The sequence below is a fragment of the Dyadobacter sp. CY343 genome (assembly GCF_021390335.1).
Taxonomy (GTDB): domain Bacteria; phylum Bacteroidota; class Bacteroidia; order Cytophagales; family Spirosomataceae; genus Dyadobacter.
The window spans coordinates 227,309-247,416 of the sequence record NZ_JAJUXK010000001.1 but is presented as its reverse complement, the minus strand read 5'-3'; the positions used below and the strand labels follow the sequence as shown (position 1 = coordinate 247,416).

Sequence of the window (20,108 nt, the reverse complement as noted above, 5' to 3'; positions counted from 1 at the left end):
ACAATAGCGTACCCGCTGAACTTTAGCCCGAAATAAGTATTTAAAAACTCAAAAGTACTTAATATTGTGATCCAAATTTTTAACAAAGAGAACATGAATTACACGAATTGGAAAGCTTTCAGCAGAGCATCACTGGTGGCGATATTCGCATTGGCTTTTTCATCCAATGACGCGGAAGCACAAAAAGGAAAGTGGGTTACGCTTTTTGACGGCAAAACGTTGAACGGCTGGCACAGCTGGCAGTCGGATGAAGTATTACCGCAATGGAAAGTGCAGGATAATGCAATCGTACTGACTGAAAAAGGCGGAAAGGATCTCGTTACTGACAAGGAATATGGGGATTTTGAACTCGAATTGGAATGGAAAATAGCGGAAGGCGGTAACAGCGGGATTATTTATCACGTGATCGAAGATAAAAAATACTGCTGCCCGTACTCAACCGGCCCGGAAATCCAGGTTTTGGACGATGTAAATCACCCTGACGCCAAAGCTGGTAAAGCTGGTAACCACAAATCCGGTTCCCTGTATGATATGTTGCCACCGAATGATTTCAAGACGGTAAAACCTGCCGGACAATGGAATAAGGCGAAAGTGGTGATCAAAGGTGGTCGCGGCGAGAGCTGGCTGAATGGAAAAAAAGTAGTTGATTTCCCTACTCAAGGTGCTGATTGGGAGAAATTGGTAGCTAACAGCAAGTTCAAAACCTGGGAAGGTTTCGGTGCTTCGCCAAAAGGTAAAATCGCTTTGCAAGATCACGGAGATAAAGTGTCTTACAGAAATATCCGCATCAAAGAATTATAGAATATCCTTTTCAAGCGTTCCAGACCAATATTCACGGCTGTAAACCCGTTTGAAAGGCCAGTTTTTTAATCGTAGCAGAAGGGGCAGATAAGCGTGTGGTTCTTTGGATGATTTGCTCTCATGATAGAGATCATCGTCCGTCAGGATCAGACCCTTGTACGCCCCTTCTGATTTTACGGTAATATCCCCAAACGGAAGTTCTTTTTCATAATCCGGACTGAATCCGGCAATACGCTCTTTCAAAAGCCAGTCAGACCTGAAATGCTGCACTGGTGTGGGAGTTGGCTTGAACCGCCCTTCTGACACATCCAGCGCATATTCTAAATAAGCTTTTAACATTTTAGGACCGGCATTGGCAGTTTGTTCCGTCTGCAATTGTGATGGCCACAAACTGGTCACAAAATAAATCCGCTCTCTTGCGCGTGTTACTGCCACATTTAGCCGGTTTTCACCACCCTGCATATTCAGGCTGCCGAACTGCATGGAAAGCTTGCCGCGCTCGTCGGGTGCATAACCCATCGAAAAAATAATGATGTCACGTTCGTCTCCCTGCACGTTCTCTATATTCTTTACAAAAAGGTCCGGAACGTTGATATTTTCCTTTTCGAGACTGTCAAGAATAGCCGCCTGCTGGTAGAAGTTGAAGGTAACAATACCCAGCGTTTTTCCGCTGACAGCCAGTTCCTTTACCAGACCAACTACCTTTTCAACCTCAATTACATTCGTATTGTTCTTCCAGATTCCCTCCGTTTTAATATACTGAATACCAGGCTGATGCTCATTAATATCGCTGAATTCGGGTAAAAGCCGGAGCGTACCTTTATAAAAGCTTTTGTTAGAAAAGTCGATCAGATCCAGTGACTGGCTGCGGTAATGTCCGGTTAACTGAAACTGGTCGAGCGACTGGGCGGCAAGATCGAGCAGCGATTCTATTTCTATCGCAGCATTAAAATCCTCTTCCTCGCTCCTATCCTCGTACCTGACCTTATATAAATCGCTCGGCGGCAACTGTTTGCTGTCACCCGTGACCACAAGCTGCTTACCCCTGAAAGTCGCCGGCAGCCCATATTCCGCGTAACACTGCGAGGCTTCGTCAAAAATGACCAGGTCAAACAGATTTTCTACCATCGGGAAAATGGCAGAAACGGCCTCCGGAGACGCCATCCAGCAAGGTATCAGTGAAAAAACCTCTTCGGAATAACTTTCCATCATTTTCCGGATCGGCCAGATTTTCCGCTTTTTGGTCACCTGATGACCCAGTTCCCGATATGTTACCGTATTACCGAGACGGTTCTTTTCAATATCCTCGTAAGTCCCTTCCCGCAGTTTTATCGCATTAATATCAATACTAAGCTTCTGCTTCGAAGTGATACTAGTTTGCAATTCACTTTCCCATTGACTCATTTTCAATGAAGTAACAGAACGCAGCTGCGGATATTTCGTCTCAATATGCTCGATCCAGGATAATTTGACGCTATTTTCAAAAAGCGTAACCATTTCCTCTGGGGCTTTCAACTCAACCTTACGACTTTCCTGCAAAACCAGTGACGTGACATTCTGCTCGATCGCGGGCATTTCTGCATAAATCCGGTCCATATCAGCCAGCGAATCAAAATCTCTGATCAGCGAAACGAGAAGTTTGCCCGAATAATCCTGAGGCTCCTGAATAAGCTTGCGGATCTGCTGCGGCAACAGATAGGGCAGCATTCCCTTTTCCATTCGATCCCAGGTTTCCAGCCATTTTTTGAGCGCATTCAGTGTAGACTCAAAGGCAAAGAAATCCGAAGATTGCGCCACGATTCTTTTTAAAATACCACTCCATGGCTGAAAATTAGCTCTCACCGCTGCATCCGCAGCCGATTCGGCCTGCCTGAATAATTGAAGATAACCTTCCGCAGACCGAATATTAGTTAAATCAGCATTTACACGCTGTAAACTCAAACTTTCATGCGACAGCCAGCTTTCCAACTCCTGCCGGTTTCGTAGTTTAAGCTGCAATTTTTTAAGATCTTCCAGTGAAACAGTAAGCCGGTTTTCAGTCGCTACCTGTTCAATCGCCTTCTTTTCTTTGCCAAAAAATCCCCAGAAAAACCCTGATACAGCCGATTCGTTTGTTTCTACCGCCTTTTTCAGACTCAATGCAAATGCATTCAACCCGGAAGATGTCAGTGAAAATTCAATACCGTCTTCCTGCAAAAATCCTTCTAACGTATCGGTAGTTTGCCGGATAAATGCCAGCCTTTCATGACAATTGCCATTTGAACCGACATAATTCCTGAATAAATGCCACGAATTACCTTCGGAAACCAGCTGCGAAATATCCGTTATCCTTTCCAGTATTTCCGGCCTTTTGTCAAGATACTGAGTGGCAAAATCTTCTCCGGTCAGGTTTTCAAATTTTTCTTTTTGTTTAAAAAACGCATCCGGCCAGTCCCGCAACATACTTTCCATATTCCGCAGCTCGGCAATACCAAATTGCGCGAAACTTCGTCTCTGGTACCATTCATGCTGAGGCCGAATGTGGCGGCTGTAATCGCAATATGTTTTTAACCTTCGCCTGAAATCATCCCAGGTATCAAGCCGAAAATGCCTGTAATATGTTTGAAGCGGTACATGCGGCGACTTCAAGCTGCTCGTCAAATACAGTTCTTTGATACTTACCCCAGATTCTTTTTCGTCAAAAAGCGCATCCCGGAATGCATTCAGTTCCAACACGATCCGGTCGATCTCCCGGCTGTTCTGGGTAAATTGTCTTTCCAGAAAAACTGCGTCCAGGCTGTAATTCTGCTTCCGATAAGTATCTACTTTCTCGATCTGAGCCGCAATTTGCCGGTAAAGTTCTGCTCTGTCGTTCTTGAAATCGTGAATTAATGCGACGAAATCGTTCATTCCGATCGTCTGCAAACGCTGGTAAACCACATCCAGCGCCGCCCGCTTCTGACAAACTACTAATACCCGCTTGCCTCTCGAAGCAAAGTCGGCTGTGAGGTTACATATTAATTGCGATTTCCCGCTTCCCGGCGGCCCCTGAACCACAACTGATTTCCCGGATTTGACATTCAATATGATTTCCTCCTGTGCCTCGTCAACCGGAAAAGGGGTAAGTATCTCCTCCTCTTTTACCCTGGCAGCATTTGTGTTTTCAGACAAAACTGCTTCTGTATCAGCCTCGGTAGAAATTAAAGGAAGCGGCTTCGGCTCCTGCTCCTGACTTTCGATCAATGCATTATAATCCGGGACCAGGTAGGATCCTGCCTGCGGAAAAATGCCCAGTACTGCTTCGGGATAGAGTTTGAGTTCGCCGTTCCGCTCATTTACATCCAGTTCAGCAGATTTCTCAGCTGTGAAAGAGATCAGCTTATCTTCAAAAAGTGCCTGATTGAAATTGATTTTAAACGGCGTTGTTTTCAGCCATTCATACAACTGTGTCCTGAACTCCAGAAAATTATCAGAAAACTCTTCAAACGATTTTTCCAGGATTTCATCTGCAACAGCAGTTTCGTTGAAATGCGCATAAGCCAGCGCAAAGCTCTGATTGAGCACGATATTGCTATCCTCCCGCGGGTAAAGGCACCACTGTTCCCGATCCATTTTCAAGTGTACAGGAAAAAACAGGAAAGGTGCATGAATAGGCGTTCCGTCGGCTAGCTTGCCTTTTATAAACGGGTAACCGACAAATAAGTCGCGAGAGCCGCGCTCTTCCTGGATAAACTGCTCGGTCCGGCTGATTTTGCGAAGCCTTTTGCTAACCAGATTGACCTTTTCATACCGGGAATCCGCCACATCGCAAACTGCCACGCGTGCTTTCGCCTGCACCAGCTGACTGATCAATTCAATGGATGATTTGCCTAGCAGAAAGTCCGTTTCGTGCAGATCAATAAATTGCTCCGCTGACAGATGCGTCAGCAGGAGCGATTTATTTCGGGTACTAAGATTGGTAAGTCGCTTTAAATAGGCTTTCAGAATCCTGTGCATAGCTACCAAAACGATCCTGGGGGTCAACTATTGGGCAATGCCTTGTTCTCTGCAACCTTTTTTTCAGGAATAAGTACCGATGCGAGTATACTTATCGCAAGGATCCCGAGGATCACATAAAGCGAATAAACGGTTTCGAAACCCATTCTCTCGAGCGGCGCGTGTGCCAGCATTTTTCCTCCGATAAATACCAGCAATACACCAAGCCCATATTTCAGGAACCGGAAAAGCCCCATGATATTACTCAGGAAAAAGAACATGGAACGAAGTCCCATGATCGCAAAAATGTTTGAAAAGAAAACTACATAAGGATCTTTTGTGACCGAGAAAACGGCCGGAACAGAGTCAACTGCAAAGATCAAATCGGTAAATTCAATAATCAGAACCACCACAAAAAGCGGCGTGATCATCCATTTTCCTTTCTTCAATACAAAGAAATGTTCTCTGACGTACCTTGGAAAAACGGGCAGGTACTTGGATGCAAACTTCACGACCGGGTGCTTCGCAGGATCAATTTTCTCATCTTCTCCGCCTTCAAAGAATATCTTGCCTCCCTGATAAACCAGCAGCAGACCGAAAATGTAAATAATCCATTCAAATCGCTGCATTAACGCAGACCCAACAAAAATGAATACAAAACGCATTACAATTGCGCCTAAAACGCCCCAAAGAAGCACTTTTTTATAGTATTTGGGTCTTACTCCAAAAGATGCAAAAATCAGAATAATAACAAAGATATTATCTACGGAAAGCGCGTACTCTAATAGGTAACCCGTGATAAATTCCAGTGACATGTTCTTACGATAGATTTCCAGACTTGCCTCGAAATCTCCGGGTATCAGTTTCAGGTGCGGCGCATATTTCTGTGCAATACCTTCCAGCTGCGCATAATTCTCCATTCCATGAATCAGGTCCCCGTGCGTCCTGATGATCACGTAAAAGATCATCGCCAATGCAATCCACGCCACCGTCCAGGCAGCCGCTTCTTTAAATTTTACTATATGATCCTTCGTCTTAAAAAAAACGCCAAGGTCCAGAAGGAGCATAATGGTGATCATCACTATGAAGCCTCCAAAAAACAATACTTCGTTCGAAAACATGGAAAAAGCTATTTTAAAAAATTCAATTCAAATGGAACAGTGAATTGCAAAAGTACTTCACGCTCGTCCACGCAAATATTCTGCAACGATAAAGGTAATCAAAATATAAAATGGATAACTGAATTGGGACGGACGGTAATTTTCATGCCTGAATTCGAAATGCTTCCAGATCAAATCAAATGCGACCTTCATACTGTTTACAAAAGTGCATTGAGAAAAAATTTCATCAGCTTCCGCGCTTGATTTACAATTTGTTAATCCTCGCCTGGACTTTTTTTGCTAAATATTTATCATAAAAGCTTGCGTCAAAAAAAGCGGCTACATACATTTGCACCACGATAATCGCATCGGGTATTGCGAAAGTAGCTCAGCTGGTAGAGCGCGACCTTGCCAAGGTCGAGGTCGCGGGTTCGAACCCCGTCTTTCGCTCAGAGATAAAAGCACCGGAGACGGTGCTTTTTTTCTCATAAAAGTGCCAAAGTTTCAATCAATGGCTGATGCCGGGGTGGTGGAACTGGTAGACACGCAGGACTTAAAATCCTGTGAGCCGAAACGCTCGTACGGGTTCGATTCCCGTCCCCGGTACAGAAAAGCTCCCGATCAAAAATCAGGAGCTTTTTTTATTTGTAAGTCTTTTTTTCAGAAGTCTGCCGCCACGATCGCTTCCTCCACCAATATCATTTCCGATTTCTCCGTCCCGCACATCGAGCAGCAGTAATCCTGCGGCAGCTGGTTAAAGGAAGTTCCCGCCGGGATACTCTGCACGGGGTCTCCGAAGGTTTCATCATATACTGTCAGACAGTCCGGGCATTGGTGAATGTACCGGGTCGGCGTAAATGTGTCAACTACTTCTGGCTCGGAAGGCGCAATCTGCATTTCCTCCTTCAAACGCTTGTTATTAAACCGCCGGCACAACCTTTCCAGCTGTACCGCCAGCTGCATTTTATAAAGTCCTTTTTCAAAAAGCAGTAACCGGCGGCTGTTCGGATTAAAGTTTTCAGTGTAATAAATATCGTACTGACTAAAAACAGCCAGCTGCCCGATCCGCAGAACAGGACGCTTTTTTATCAGTACCGAACTGAAAACTTCCGATTTCGGCCGCGTTTGAATACCGAAACAAAGTCCGAAAGTGCGTGTATCGTGTTTTTCAAAATAGCGGATCAGGTCATTTTTCAGGATCGTTCCTTCATCGTGGTGATCTTCCGTCTGCCAGGCAAGCTCATTTGCGGCGTGGCGAACATTGATATTGTGTTTCCCCAAAATACCACTCCACTGGTTCCGGTATTGGTCTTCAATACCCTTGATAATCATCGATTTCCAGGGCGTAATGCATATTTCTCCGATTTTGGTTTTAAGGCAAAGCGTACAGATATCCAGCAAGAACTCTACCGAAAACAGCTCGTCCCGCCGGTACAAGCCCAGCCACGTCCGGGATTCATACCTGTTGAAACCTTCATAATAAGGAAGTGAAAAAGAAGGCAAGTCCAGTTCCTGCGTCGCAGGCTGCGATATATAGTGAATGCGCTCGCTAACTCCCTGGTACAAAGCTTTTTCTTCTGTCAAATTTTCATCCAACATACATTCCTCCACCGCCTTCGCCACTTTCCCGATCTCGTTGGTATAAATCAGCTCCCGCCACCGGAATACAGCATTGCTCTGCTTCGGGCGCACATATAAGTACCAGAAATGCGGGTCAGGAGAGGTGATAAAGTTGAGGTTACCGGTAAAAAACGGCGTGAAGCTCTGATTAGAATCGGAGATATTGATCTTCAATCTGGGCGCATAATCAATGCTGTCGAGCACGGAATGGTATTCATTCGCAACCAGCCACTGGCCGGTCCTGAAAACGTCCTCGCCGCAATACGAACTCAGTATATTAGGCGCACGGTCACCATTCACTTCATAACTTATCCCCCTGTTTTTCAGATCTTTTTCCAAAAACCGCATTACCTCGTAATGAACCGTCATCAGCATTTGCTGTCTCGATCCAAACCGAACTTTCCGGACATTCGCCTCCCACGCAGCCAGTAACACTTCTTTCAAAAATCCCGGCGACGCAATGCCGCCCGGCAGATTGATCTTTACGGTATAATAGTCTCTCACGGTTCCGTCAGTTTATCGAATAGCATTTGCTAAACAGCCACCAGATTTCCCTCCAATACTTTTTTCAAAATCGCTTTCACTTCGGGCCGACAAGATCCGCAGCCAGTTCCCGCGCCCGTTTTCTGACACAAATGCTGAAAATCTGCGCAGCCACCGGAAATTTCCTTTTCCAGATTCCCTTCTCCAACATTGTTACATGAACAAACCAGCTTTCCAATCAGCGGCTCGGCAGGTTTGCTGGCGCGCAACAATTGCAAGCGTTTTTCCGAAAGCTCCGTGCCGCTGGCGATCAGGTCGCGGAACTCGGCAAACTCATTCTTATCCCCGATCATAATCGCGCCCACTAGCCGATCGTGGTGGACAATGCACTTCTTATAATATCTTTTTGATTGATCCGTGAAAATGATCTGCTCGTAAGAAGGATCGTTCGCCGGCACTTCGGTAAGTCCGATGCTGCACAGGTGCAAACCTTCCATTTTCAGGATATTCATCGAAATACTTCCTTTATATGGTTGCGAAATATCCCCCGCAAGATAGCTGGCGATCGCGGCGGCCTGCTCCTCCGCCCCCAAAGTGATGCCCCACATTTTACCATTCCATTCCGCGATCTCGCCGGCTGCGTAAATGGAAGGATCCGAAGTCTGCATATAATCGTTCACGACCACGCCACGCTTGCAATCCAGCTCCGCCTCCTGGGCCAGCTCAATATTCGGCACCGTTCCCATCGTCATCACCACCACCTGACAATCCAGCTTTCTGCCCGATTTCAGGCGAATACCTTCCACTTTGTCCGTGCCGGAAAATGTTGCTACCTCATCGTTAAAAAACACTTCGACTCGTCGGTCGAGCAATTCCTGGTATAACAATTCGCTCGCAAGCGTATCGAGTTGTCGCTCCATAAAACGGCCGCTGCGCTGGATCACGGTCACTTTTACATTCATTTCCCGAAAAGAAGCTGCCAGTTCCAGACCCAGGATACCACCGCCGACGATCACCGCGTGCGGGTCTTTTTGGGTTAAAAAAGGCGTTAATGAATCGGCATCTGGACGCGAGCGCATATTAAAGATCCCTTTGAGCCGCGGCACTCCTTTTGGCATAAATGCGCGGCTGCCCGTACCCAGGATCAGCTGGTCGTAAGTATGTTCCTGGCCCTCGCTGTCAATTACAGTTTTGTTTTTTCTGTCAATATGCGCGATACCTAATCCTTTGTGTACTACTATATTATGCTCTTCAAACTGGTCTTCCCGCAACCTGACGAGCTGTTCCCAACGCTGCGCCCCGCTGATATAGTCGGGCAGCATGACGCGGTTGTAGAATGGATTGACCTCTTTGGAAAAAACGTAAATTTGATCTTCCTGATTTAATGCGCGGTATGCATTGATAAACCCCAGTCCCGCGGAACCTGCCCCTATGATAATAATTTTTTCGACCGGTTTTTGATACAAACTAACCTCCACCGCCGAGAACTTGAAATCCGGCTCTTTGGAACGTGGGTCCACCAGCGAACTTGTGATATTATTGGCCCTCACGCCGTTGCTACCCAATATTTTACCCCAATGCATGGGCAGAAAACACAATCCCGGGCGCACATCTTCGGTAACCAGTGCCTTTACCCGAACTTCCCCTCTCCTGCCCCGCACAGTAACCAGCTGACCGTCGCTTATATTTCGCTTCGCTGCGTCGGTTGGGTGAATTTGCAAAAAAGGCTGCGGAATATGTTTGTTTAGTCGCGCGACCCAGCCTGTTTTGGTCATCGTATGCCACTGGTCCCTGATCCGGCCTGTCGTTAATATCAACGGAAAATTTTCATCCACCGGCTCCGACCTGTTTTCATCGTCGACTGCGTGGATCTGCGCTCTTTTGTTGGGAGTGTAAAACTGGTGGTCTGTGAAAAGCCGGGCGTTATTATTTTTTTGGTCAAATGCCTCAGTATGCGCAGGAAATGGCCATTGTACACTTCTATTTTGTTGCAAAACCGCGTGACTCACGCCGGTAACGTCAATGCTGGTACCTGCGGTAATTTTCACATATTCATCATAAACCTCGGAAGCGCTGCTATAATTAAATGAATCTCCAAAGCCCATTTTCGCCGCAAACCGCCAGATAATTTCCGCGTCGGGCAACGCCTCACCGGGTGTATTCACTACTTTGGGTAAATGCGTGATCCGCCGCTCGGCGTTGGTCATCGTACCTTCTTTTTCCAGCCAGGCCGCCGCGGGTAGTACTACATCCGCAAAATGCACGGTATCGGCCCGGTTCGAAACATCTTGCACCACCACGAACCGCGCTTTTTTCAGCGCACTTTCCACCGCATTCATATCCGGCATACTCACCAGCGGATTGGTATTAATGATCCAGATCGCTTTCAATTTGTCCTCCGCCAGTGCCTCGAACATCTCAGTCGCCGTGAGTCCCGGCTTGTTGCCGATTTCCACCGGACTACCCCAAAATGCTTCCAGTTCCCGACGGTGAGCTGCATTCGCTACCTCCCGGTGACCAGGCAAAATATTCGCTAACCCGCCCGTTTCGCGACCTCCCATTGCATTCGGCTGGCCTGTCAGTGAAAAAGGTCCGTTTCCGGGGGTACCGATTCTGCCCGTGATCAAATGCAGATTGATCAGGGAAAGGTTTTTATTAACACCGATCACAGACTGGTTCAATCCCATTGTCCAGAAAGAGAGAAATCCGCGCGACTGGCCGATCCACTCCGCTGCCAGTTCAATATCCGCTTTTTCAACACCACATAATTCCGCCGCCTCCGCAATCGTACGCTGCATTACTTTTTCACAATAAGCCTGAAAACCGTCGGTATGATCGAGGATAAATTCATTATTTACGTACCCATTTTCAATCAATAACCTTCCTATTGCGTGATTGAGCACAATATCAGTACCTGGAATAATCTGCAAATGGAGGTCGGAAGAACGCGCAGTATCGGTGCGGCGCGGGTCCACGCAAATGATCTTTACATTGGGATTGGCAGCCTTATGCGCCTCAATCCGGCGCCAGATAATCGGGTGGCACCAGGCAGGATTCGCGCCTGTCACATACATAACATCGGCCGCCTCGATATCATCATAGCACACAGGCACACTATCCTCGCCCAGTGCCAGCTTGTAGCCCATTACCGCCGAGCTCATGCAGAGCCGGGAGTTGGTATCTATATTATTAGATCCTATAAAACCCTTAATCAGCTTATTAACAAGATAATACTCTTCCGTAAGGCATTGTCCCGAAACGTAAAATGCAACTGAATCGGGGCCAAACTTTTTAATGAATGTTTTAAAAACCGCAGCAGTTCTTTCCAACGCATCGTCCCAGCTAACCCGCTGCATCGGCATTGACCGATTCATGCGCATTTGCGGATACAGCAGCCTATCCGAATGGTCCATGACGGTATAATGCAGGTTCATCCCTTTGGAACAAAGCATACCCTTGTTGGATGGATGTTCTTTGTCACCTTCGAGGCTCAGCTGACCATTACTTTCTTTCGTCACCACCACCCCGCAGCCCACGCCACAGTAACAGCAGGTCGATTTGAATGATGTTGGTTTCATGTTCAATGATTGAATGAGCGGGCGCCGATGCGCTGAATGATTGAATGATCGAATGATTGAATGACCGAATGGGGCGATGATGCAATCGGCGGCAGTGAAACGCCCCGCCCTTATCAATAACCGTTGGCTTCAGCCGACGGAAAATGCGACACCGCTAGTACTAAAGTCCCCACGGCTTCAGCCGACGGAAAGTGCGACACCGCTAGTACTCAGTCCCCACGGCTTCAGCCGACGGAAGGTGCGACACCGGTAGTACCCAAGCCCCACGGCTTCAGCCGACGGAAAGTGCGACACCGCTAGCACTCAACTCCCCACGGCCTCAGCCGACGGAGATAGGCGCTCGGACATGATGGTTTGTGTCTTCTCAAAATTCACTAATGCCACCACCGCAGCAATACAGGCAATAGCCCCGCCAATGTACATAAATGCCTCCGAATACGAAATAGAGCTAGATTTAAATAGAAACCCAGCCAGTACCGCACCTACATTTCCTCCCGCGCCGACAATCCCGCTTACCGAGCCGATCGCTTTCCGATTGATAAAAGGCACGATTGCATAGGTAACCCCATTTGCCATTTTAAGAAACATCGCGAAGCCCAGCATCGTCACTACCGCCATCGTCAGACTGCCGCTTTGCGCAAAAAGTGCGATACCAATACCTTCCAGACACAATAGCGCGGCGAGCAACCGACCTTTTCCTACCATACCATATTTATTTCCCACCTTATCAGCCAGAATACCACCGATCGCCCGGGCGAAAATGTTCATAAAACCAAAAGTACCTGCGAGTATCCCGGCGGTGGCCAGCGAAGTTTCGTAGTATTCAAAAAAGTAAAGTGCCGCTACATTATCAAAAGTAATTTCTATCCCAAAACATGCACCATAAGCCAGAAACAATGCCCAGGTACGCGGATCTTTCGCAGCTTTCGCCAATGCACCTTTTGTTTTGACAGCTTTTGGATTGGCAATTGCCAGGTCCTCAAAGTTTCCCGCAGGGGTATCTTTTGTAAAACGATAATAAACGAATGCAAAAATGAATAGGAACACGCCCGGGATGATCATCGCCACGCGCCAGGCCGACTCAGGCAGGTAGCCCATGCTGATAAAAAACCCAAAAACCAGCGGCATAGCCATATTTGTGATCCCGCCGCCGAGGTTACCCCAGCCGCCAGCGACCGCATTGGCCGTACCGACGATCTTCTGATCGAACATCACCGAAGTGTGGTATTGCGTGATCACAAACGAAGCGCCGATCACGCCGATCGCGAGGCGGAACAGCAGAAATGCCTCATACGAATGCACCAGCCCGACAGACATAACCGGAATGGAACAAACGCCCATTAAAGCCGCATAAGTTTTCCGCGGCCCCCACGAATCGCAAAGTTTGCCTATTAAAATCCGGGCGACTACCGTAGCCGCCACTGATGCGATGATGATATTACCGATCTGTTCTTTGCTCAATCCGAGGTCTTTTTTAATGATCGTCATCAGGGGAGCCAGGCCGAACCAGCCGAAAAAACATAGAAAAAACGCCATCCATGTCAAATGAAAGGTCCGCATCTGTACGCCTTTGAAACTAAAAATGTTCAACTTTTCAAGGGGCTTCTGAGTCGTTTCCATTGTAATAAGAGTTTTGAAATGATGATTTTACGTCGGGACTTACTTCAAAAAATCGGGTTTGATATTGATCATCAGATAAGCCCAGTTGGCCATTTTCTGCGGATCTTTCACATTCTTAACAGCCGCCAGACTGCCCGTAGGAAGGAAAGTGCAATACCCGCCCTGGAAGCTGATCATATTGGTGAGATTGTAGGTTGCGATCACGTCCAGCTCGCTGCCGAAGTTGGAAGACAGCTTCTGGTCCTGCGCATTCCGGACAGGCGTTGCACTGGAAAATTGGTGCAGATCAGCTTGTATAGTCAGTTTGGAGGAAGGTTTTATGAGTGTATTAATATAAAAATCAGCCAGACCGCCGCGACCGAAACCGTTGGCCGCATAGAAGTAATCCATTTGTCCCCAAAACTTATGAGGAGTGCCGTACAATGGATCAAATGTGTGATTTTTAGCTGATCCAGCTGCTGAGCCGGAGGTATAGTCGAAACCTGGTCCTATTGAAAAACTTCGCGTCATATTATACAGTCCCCGCACCGAATACATCCACGCGCTCAGCGACTTTCCGTCTTTGTCTTTTCCAGTCTGGTAATAGACACTAGCTGTCAGGTTCCAGAATTTACCCAATGCAGTTTGCACGTAAGGTCCGGCAGTAATGCGCTTCCACGTGCCTGGGCGCAGGTTTTTGGCACCCGCTGAATCTAACTTATACTTCTGGAAATCATCTTTGAACACCAGAAAAGAAGCGTTGCCCTTTTTCAGTTTTTTACCTAAATAAACAAACTGCATGGATTTGTACATGGTACCTATTCCATTCGTTCCGGCCGGGTAACCTACCGGAACACCGTCGTATAAAGTCGCGCTCCTTGTCTCACGGTTTTGATTATACGCAGCGCCAATATGTGCGAGAAATCCGTCGTTTTCAAATTTAAGCAAAACCCCATCGTGGCGCCTTGCCTGTTGGAGCCAGTCCAGATTTCCCAGCAGCCGGCTGTCGTCGTAAAGCAACTCCTGCCGTCCTATTTTAACCGAAAACACTTTACCCAGCCTGGTTTTGTTGGTATCCAGCAAACTGATCTCGCCCCACGCTTCGTGCAGCATCAGGCCATTTTGAGGCTGATTTGTGACCCTATTATTGGTAGAAGCATCCTGTCCCCAAACGCGTACATCCTGCAAAGCCGTAAAAAAATGCATCCGGTAACCTTTGTAGCCCGCATTCAGCCGGGTACGCTGGGAAGTGAAAAACGCCGGCTTATCATTTTTGGACAAAGGAGATCCCTGCCCGTGAAGTAGCTCAGTGCGCGTTCGCAGCTGGCCCGACAAACTGAACTGGGCAAATGCTTCCGAACCTACCAGCAATGCTGATAGACCCGCTATTACGATGCGTATAGCTGTTTTCATATTATATTTTCAGGGTAGAAGAGTTAGCAGGCCAAACCGTTACTATGCAGATATTCCAGTGCGTAAGATGGATGCAGGGCCACTACTTCGCCCATGATCATGATAGCGGGCGTACCGATCTTTTGTTCACGCACGAGCTGGGGCATTTCCCAAACCTGTCCGATCACACTTTTTTCGTCAGGCCGCGTTCCATTTTGAATCACTGCCATCGGCAAATGCCCACGACCGAAACGCTTGTACAATGCGCATATCTCTTCCAGTTTGCCCAATCCCATTAATACTACCACAGTAGCTTTGGATTGAACCGCAAGCTGCATATCGTCAGAAAGTGAACCGTCGCGGGTAGTACCGGTGATCACCCAAAAACTTTCACTCACACCCCGGCGGGTAACCGGAATTTCCATCGACGCAGGCACCGAGATACAGCTCGAAACACCCGGCACAACTTCCACCGTCACACCACAGTCCCTGGCATATTCCATTTCCTCGTGTCCGCGGCCGAATACAAACGGATCGCCACCTTTCAAACGCACCACGTGACCTTTCTTGCGGGCAAGCCGCACGATCAGACCGTTGATTTCCTCCTGTGAAAATGAAGGTTCACCCACTTTTTTTCCTACGTAGATCTTCATGGAATGCGCCGGCGCGAAGTCCAGCAGTTCATGACAGGCGAGTTCATCATACAGTACGACGTCCGCTTTTTCCAGTGCCCTGATCCCTTTTAAGGTAATCAGCTCTCCGTCTCCCGGCCCGGCACCAACCAATGTTAGTTTAGCTTCCATTTGTTTCGTAATACAGGAGTGAATATTGAAAATGTACTATGTATAGTAGTTAATAACCATCATTACTACGGCATCAAAATTAGAAGCTAAATTTTACAAAACAACCCTTTAACCAAAATATATATTTATAAATGACCATATTTAAGAATATAAAATTAGGAAAATGACTATTTGCCATTTAGTTTTGAGTGCCACAAAAGAGGTATACAATATTCTATAATAGGAATAATACAACAAAATAATAATTGATTTACAAACTAATAGTTACTATATACTATGAAACATATTTCAGTCATCAGAATTGTAGTGATTGGCAATGGAATGGTCGGTTTTAAGTTTTGTGAAAAACTTCTGGCGAAGCGGCAGGCAAGCCAGCAGATCAGCATTACTGTATTCGGTGAAGAGCCGCGTGTGGCGTACGATCGCGTACATTTAAGCGAATACTTTGCTGGCAAAACGGCCGACGATTTGACGCTGGCTGGTGAAGATTGGTATGCAGATAATGGTATAAAGATCTACCTGTCCGATCCAGTCGTCGATATTGACCGGGAACACAAACTGGTTCGTTCTCATCATGGTATTGTAGTACAATATGACTACCTGATCATGGCCACCGGTTCAGGCGCGTTTGTTCCAACTATTCCAGGAGTTGAAAAAGACGGCGTGTTCGTGTACCGGACCATTGAAGACCTCGAACTGATCCAATCCTATGCACGGAAAGCTAAAAAGGGTGCGGTGATCGGTGGCGGATTGCTGGGATTAGAAGCTGCAAAAGCACTGCTCGACCTCGGTCTGGAAGAAGCGCACGTGGTAGAATTTGCAACCAGGTTAATGCCGAGGCAGATCGACGAGGCCGGTTCCCGCATGCTGCAAAGTCAGCTGGAAAGCTTGGGACTGCATATTCATCTTTCCAAAAATACGCAGGAGATCAAAGGCGGCGATTGTATCGAAGGAATGCAGTTTGCCGACCAGTCTTTTCTGGAAGTAGATATGCTCGTGATATCAGCGGGTATCCGCCCGCGCGACGAGCTTGCTAAAATCGCGGGACTGGAAACGCACCCGAGAGGCGGTATTATCGTCGATAATCAGCTGCAAACTTCCGATCCCAACATTTTTGCAATAGGAGAATGCGCGCTGGCGCACCACATGATCTACGGACTGATCGCGCCAGGCTACGAAATGGCCGATGTAGTTGCTGCGAAACTGACCGGCGGTGCGAAAGAATTTTTGCCTTTCGATATGTCAACCAAACTCAAACTGATTGGTACCGACGTCGCCAGTTTTGGAGATCCTTTTATTGAAGAGCCTGCTTGTACCACAGTTCGTTACGAGAATAAGGCGAAGGGAATTTACAAACGCATTAATGTAAGTCCCGACGGAAAAACGCTGCTCGGCGGGATTCTCGTGGGCGACGCGGAGCAATACAATATGCTGCTGCAAACGTGCAAGAACAAAACGATCCTACCGCCCGATTCGGAAGATCTGATATTGGGATCTAGAGGCGGCGAAGAAGCGGGTGCCGGGGTGATGAGCTTCCCCGACGATGCGCTGATCTGCTCCTGTGAAGCGGTTACCAAAGGAATGCTCTGCCAGGAAGTGAGCGAAAAAGGCAACCATACCATCGATTCCATCAAAAAATCCTGCAAAGCGGGTACAGGCTGCGGCGGCTGCATTCCGATGGTGAAAGACATTATCACGGGCACATTGAAACAAAACGGCGTTTACGTCCGGAATGTGGTCTGCGAGCATTTTGACTACTCCCGCCAGGAATTGCTGGATCTGGTAAAAATGAATGGATTGAAAACGTATGGAAATGTACTTGATACCTTTGGAAAAGGTGACGGCTGCGAGACTTGTAAACCGCTTGTGGCTTCGCTGCTGGCGAGTTTGTGGAATGAAAGCATTTTGCAAAAAGACCGCGCGCCTATTCAGGATTCAAACGACAGATATCTTGCTAATATTCAAAAAGGAGGCACTTACTCGGTTGTCCCGAGAATACCAGGCGGCGAGGTTACCCCTGAAAAACTGATCGTGATCGGGCAGGTCGCGCAGCGATACGGATTATATACCAAAATCACCGGCGGCCAGCGGATTGATTTGTTCGGCGCGCATTTGGGCGATTTGCCGGAAATCTGGGAAGCACTGATCAATGCGGGTTTCGAGAGCGGCCACGCGTATGGAAAATCTTTGCGGACTGTAAAAAGCTGCGTAGGCTCTACCTGGTGCCGATTTGGCGTGCAGGATTCGGTGAGTTTTGCCATCGAGGTAGAGAATAGGTATAAAGGTTTGCGCTCGCCGCATAAGCTTAAATCTGCGGTTTCGGGCTGTATCCGTGAGTGCGCTGAGGCGCAGAGCAAGGATTTCGGGATTATTGCGACGGAAAAAGGCTGGAATCTGTATGTGTGCGGAAACGGCGGCTCCAAACCCCAGCACGCGCAGCTTTTAGCTACCGACGTGGACAAAGAAACCTGTCTCCGCCTGATCGACCGTTTCCTGATGTTTTACATTAAAACAGCCGACCCACTGGCGCGGACCGCCACCTGGCTGAACAAAATGGAAGGCGGCATGTCGTATCTGAAAGCCGTGGTCGTGGATGATGTGCTGGGCATTGCGGCCGAGCTGGAAAGCGACTTGCAGCAGCTGATCGACGTGTACCAATGCGAATGGAAAGAAGTAGTGGATAATCCGGAGCTGAGGAAACGGTTCTCCCATTTTGTCAATACCCCAGCCAAAGATCCTTCGATTCAATTTGAAGAAATGAGGGAACAGAAAAGGGCAAAGGAGTGGGCGTAGGGATGGTTATTTAAGTCACTGATTGTCATTTGTGGTCAGTCATTGTCATTCATTGTTGGATTCATGAATCACACCCAAAGAAATTCAATCATTCAATCATTCAATCATTCAATCATTCAATCATTCAATCATTCAATCATTCCCCGTCGGCTCATAAACTCATCAAAACTCCTATGAACACAGAAACACAAACCCCGACAGACACCCAAGTTACCTGGCATATTGCCTGCGAGGTGAGCGATATTCCCGAAGATGGCGGCGGCTGCGCGTTTATTGACGGCAAACAAATCGCTATATTTAACTTTGCCCGCCGCGGCGAATGGTACGCGACAGACAATGAATGTCCGCACAGACAGCAAATGGCGGTTTCGCGCGGGATGATCGGCAGCCACGAAGGAGAACCGAAAGTGGCTTGTCCGTTTCACAAAAAAACATTTTCATTAAAAACCGGGCAGTGTTTCAATGACGATGCCTATCAAATTAAAACTTTCCCGGTGATGGTCAGGGAAAACCTGGTGTATATCGGATTATGAGCAAATGGAGAGACTCGACAAGCGGGTAGCAGGAAGTCTGACGAGGTTTTATGTAGTAGCACTCTGTGTAGTCGCCATGCTGACTATCAGCGGGTTATTTCTGATCAGAAGAACTATCAGCAGCCTGAACCACGATAGTCGGGTCGTGAATGTGGCTGGCCGGCAGCGAATGCTCAGCCAGCGGCTCACCAAGCTTGCATTACTCAAAGTCAGTAAAACACCTGCTTCGGACAGTGTTCGGTTTTCTGTTCTTTTAAACCAATGGAGAACCAGCCACGAGCAGCTGGCCAGCAGAAGGTTACCTATTGAAGATGGCGTGGTAACGTGGAAAAGCGCGGCGCTGGATACGATGTTTAGCGAGCTGGAACCGGTATTCGACGAAATGCACAGCCAGTTTCTGGCAGTAGATCAGGATAGTATTTCGTCAGCCGAAATGCAGGATGCATTGCAGGTTATTCTGAAAAATGAGCCGCTGTACCTGGACCAGATGGACAAGATCGTTTTCCAGTTTGACAAGGAAAGTTTTCAGCGCCTGGAAAATCTGGAACGAATTGAATGGATCCTCGGCATTATGACGATCCTGGTTTTGCTGGCGGAAGGTTTGCTCATTTTCAGGCCGGTCGTGAATACTACCAGGCGGGTTGTGCGCATGCTGACGGAATCGGAGGTTGCATTGCAGCTATCTAACCAAAAATTAAAAGAAACAAACCTGCAACTGCTTGATATTCAAAAAGAATTATTGGTAGTTGAAGAAGAAAAATACGAACTCCAGCTCGCCGAAGACCGGATCCGCGCGGCCTCACTGATCGAAGGGCAGGAAGAGGAAAGGAAAAGATTTGCGCTGGAACTGCACGACGGGATCGGGCAAATGCTGACCGGCCTGAAACTGCACGCAGAAAAGTTAAAATCCGTACAATTTCACGACGAAAAAAACCAGAAGCGATTTGAGCAGCTCGTTTCGCTCATTCAGGATATTATCCAGACCACCCGCCAGATTTCTTTCAACTTAATGCCGTCGGTATTGAATGATTTCGGCCTCACCTCTGCCCTGAAACTGCTCTGCGAACAAACTACCGAGGTATCCCGCGCACAGGTTGATTTTGAAGGAGATACCAGCGAGCGGATCCCGATGAGCAACTTAATGGAAACCAGTCTTTACCGGATTGCGCAGGAAGCATTGAACAATGCCGTGAAGCACGCGCAGGCCAGCCGGATCAAGATTAAGTTGGAACACACCCGGAATCGTGTTATTTTGGAGATCGCGGACGATGGAAAGGGGTTTTCGGTAGATGATTTACGAACTGAAAAATTCCCGGTTACATCCGGTAACGGAATGGAAAACATCCGCACGAGAAGCCAGCTCCTCAATGGAAAAATAGAGATTATTTCTAAAATTGACGGGGGTACCAAGCTGGTTCTGGAAGTCGAATTATAAACTGATACCTGAACAGG

11 protein-coding genes and 2 tRNA genes are annotated in these 20,108 nt (G+C 47.5%); 6 read left to right on the top strand and 7 right to left on the bottom strand.

Translation table 11 applies throughout. The features are described 5' to 3' along the window. Window positions 1–93 precede the first annotated feature (93 nt). Entirely contained in the window at window positions 94–801 is a 708-nt protein-coding gene (locus LZG94_RS00935) for a DUF1080 domain-containing protein (protein ID WP_215233989.1), read from the top strand. Here LZG94_RS00935 and LZG94_RS00930 read toward each other — a convergent pair. Next, window positions 796–4,776, bottom strand: a complete 3,981-nt coding sequence (locus LZG94_RS00930) for an AAA domain-containing protein (RefSeq protein WP_233790023.1) — start codon at window positions 4,774–4,776, stop codon at window positions 796–798. The two genes, LZG94_RS00935 and LZG94_RS00930, sit on opposite strands and share 6 nt — an antisense overlap. A 23-nt stretch (window positions 4,777–4,799) precedes the next feature. Next, window positions 4,800–5,876 carry a TerC/Alx family metal homeostasis membrane protein gene (locus LZG94_RS00925; protein ID WP_233790021.1) on the bottom strand — a complete coding sequence of 359 codons (1,077 nt, stop codon included), beginning with the start codon at window positions 5,874–5,876 and terminating at the stop codon, window positions 4,800–4,802. A 356-nt stretch (window positions 5,877–6,232) separates the two neighbouring features. On the opposite strand from LZG94_RS00925, the gene LZG94_RS00920 reads away from it, so the two are divergent. Then, a tRNA-Gly gene (locus LZG94_RS00920) sits at window positions 6,233–6,305 on the top strand. Between the two features lie 70 nt (window positions 6,306–6,375). Next, window positions 6,376–6,461 (top strand) — tRNA-Leu (locus LZG94_RS00915). A gap of 54 nt (window positions 6,462–6,515) precedes the next feature. On the opposite strand, the gene LZG94_RS00910 is transcribed toward LZG94_RS00915, so the two are convergent. The 5 genes from LZG94_RS00910 to cobA form a co-directional block, all read right to left on the bottom strand. Beyond that, window positions 6,516–7,979 (bottom strand): rubredoxin, encoded by a 1,464-nt coding sequence (locus LZG94_RS00910; protein ID WP_233790020.1) that lies wholly within the window; start codon window positions 7,977–7,979, stop codon window positions 6,516–6,518. A gap of 29 nt (window positions 7,980–8,008) precedes the next feature. After that, the gene (locus tag LZG94_RS00905) at window positions 8,009–11,536 is read right to left on the bottom strand and encodes a nitrate reductase (RefSeq protein WP_233790019.1); all 3,528 of its coding nucleotides are present in this window, start codon (window positions 11,534–11,536) and stop codon (window positions 8,009–8,011) included. Between the two features lie 303 nt (window positions 11,537–11,839). After that, the gene (locus LZG94_RS00900; protein WP_233790017.1) at window positions 11,840–13,156 is read right to left on the bottom strand and encodes a NarK family nitrate/nitrite MFS transporter; all 1,317 of its coding nucleotides are present in this window, start codon (window positions 13,154–13,156) and stop codon (window positions 11,840–11,842) included. A gap of 39 nt (window positions 13,157–13,195) precedes the next feature. Next, window positions 13,196–14,548: an alginate export family protein gene (locus LZG94_RS00895; protein ID WP_233790015.1), complete on the bottom strand. Its 1,353-nt coding sequence runs from the start codon at window positions 14,546–14,548 to the stop codon at window positions 13,196–13,198. A gap of 23 nt (window positions 14,549–14,571) precedes the next feature. Next, on the bottom strand, window positions 14,572–15,330 hold the full coding sequence (gene cobA, locus LZG94_RS00890) for a uroporphyrinogen-III C-methyltransferase (protein WP_233790013.1): 759 nt from the start codon (window positions 15,328–15,330) through the stop codon (window positions 14,572–14,574). A 276-nt stretch (window positions 15,331–15,606) separates the two neighbouring features. On the opposite strand from cobA, the gene nirB reads away from it, so the two are divergent. The 3 genes from nirB to LZG94_RS00875 all read left to right on the top strand — a co-directional run bounded on the left by nirB (window position 15,607) and on the right by LZG94_RS00875 (window position 20,091). Next, window positions 15,607–18,123, top strand: a complete 2,517-nt coding sequence (nirB, locus tag LZG94_RS00885) for a nitrite reductase large subunit NirB (protein ID WP_233790011.1) — start codon at window positions 15,607–15,609, stop codon at window positions 18,121–18,123. Between the two features lie 173 nt (window positions 18,124–18,296). Next, entirely contained in the window at window positions 18,297–18,656 is a 360-nt protein-coding gene (gene nirD, locus LZG94_RS00880) for a nitrite reductase small subunit NirD (protein ID WP_233790009.1), read from the top strand. A gap of 4 nt (window positions 18,657–18,660) precedes the next feature. After that, a complete protein-coding gene (locus tag LZG94_RS00875) occupies window positions 18,661–20,091 on the top strand; it encodes an ATP-binding protein (RefSeq protein WP_233790007.1) in 1,431 nt (476 codons plus the stop codon). The last annotated feature ends 17 nt before the right edge of the window (window positions 20,092–20,108 follow it).

What these genes read in the sequence shown, in the direction of transcription:
- LZG94_RS00925 (WP_233790021.1), bottom strand. Translation starts at nt 5,876, where the DNA reads ATGTTTTCGAACGAAGTATTGTTTTTTGGAGGCTTCATAGTGATGATC.
- nirB (WP_233790011.1), top strand. Translation starts at nt 15,607, where the DNA reads ATGAAACATATTTCAGTCATCAGAATTGTAGTGATTGGCAATGGAATG.
- cobA (WP_233790013.1), bottom strand. Translation starts at nt 15,330, where the DNA reads ATGGAAGCTAAACTAACATTGGTTGGTGCCGGGCCGGGAGACGGAGAG.
- LZG94_RS00935 (WP_215233989.1), top strand. Translation starts at nt 94, where the DNA reads ATGAATTACACGAATTGGAAAGCTTTCAGCAGAGCATCACTGGTGGCG.
- LZG94_RS00930 (WP_233790023.1), bottom strand. Translation starts at nt 4,776, where the DNA reads ATGCACAGGATTCTGAAAGCCTATTTAAAGCGACTTACCAATCTTAGT.
- LZG94_RS00900 (WP_233790017.1), bottom strand. Translation starts at nt 13,156, where the DNA reads ATGGAAACGACTCAGAAGCCCCTTGAAAAGTTGAACATTTTTAGTTTC.
- LZG94_RS00905 (WP_233790019.1), bottom strand. Translation starts at nt 11,536, where the DNA reads ATGAAACCAACATCATTCAAATCGACCTGCTGTTACTGTGGCGTGGGC.
- LZG94_RS00875 (WP_233790007.1), top strand. Translation starts at nt 18,661, where the DNA reads ATGGAGAGACTCGACAAGCGGGTAGCAGGAAGTCTGACGAGGTTTTAT.
- LZG94_RS00895 (WP_233790015.1), bottom strand. Translation starts at nt 14,548, where the DNA reads ATGAAAACAGCTATACGCATCGTAATAGCGGGTCTATCAGCATTGCTG.
- nirD (WP_233790009.1), top strand. Translation starts at nt 18,297, where the DNA reads ATGAACACAGAAACACAAACCCCGACAGACACCCAAGTTACCTGGCAT.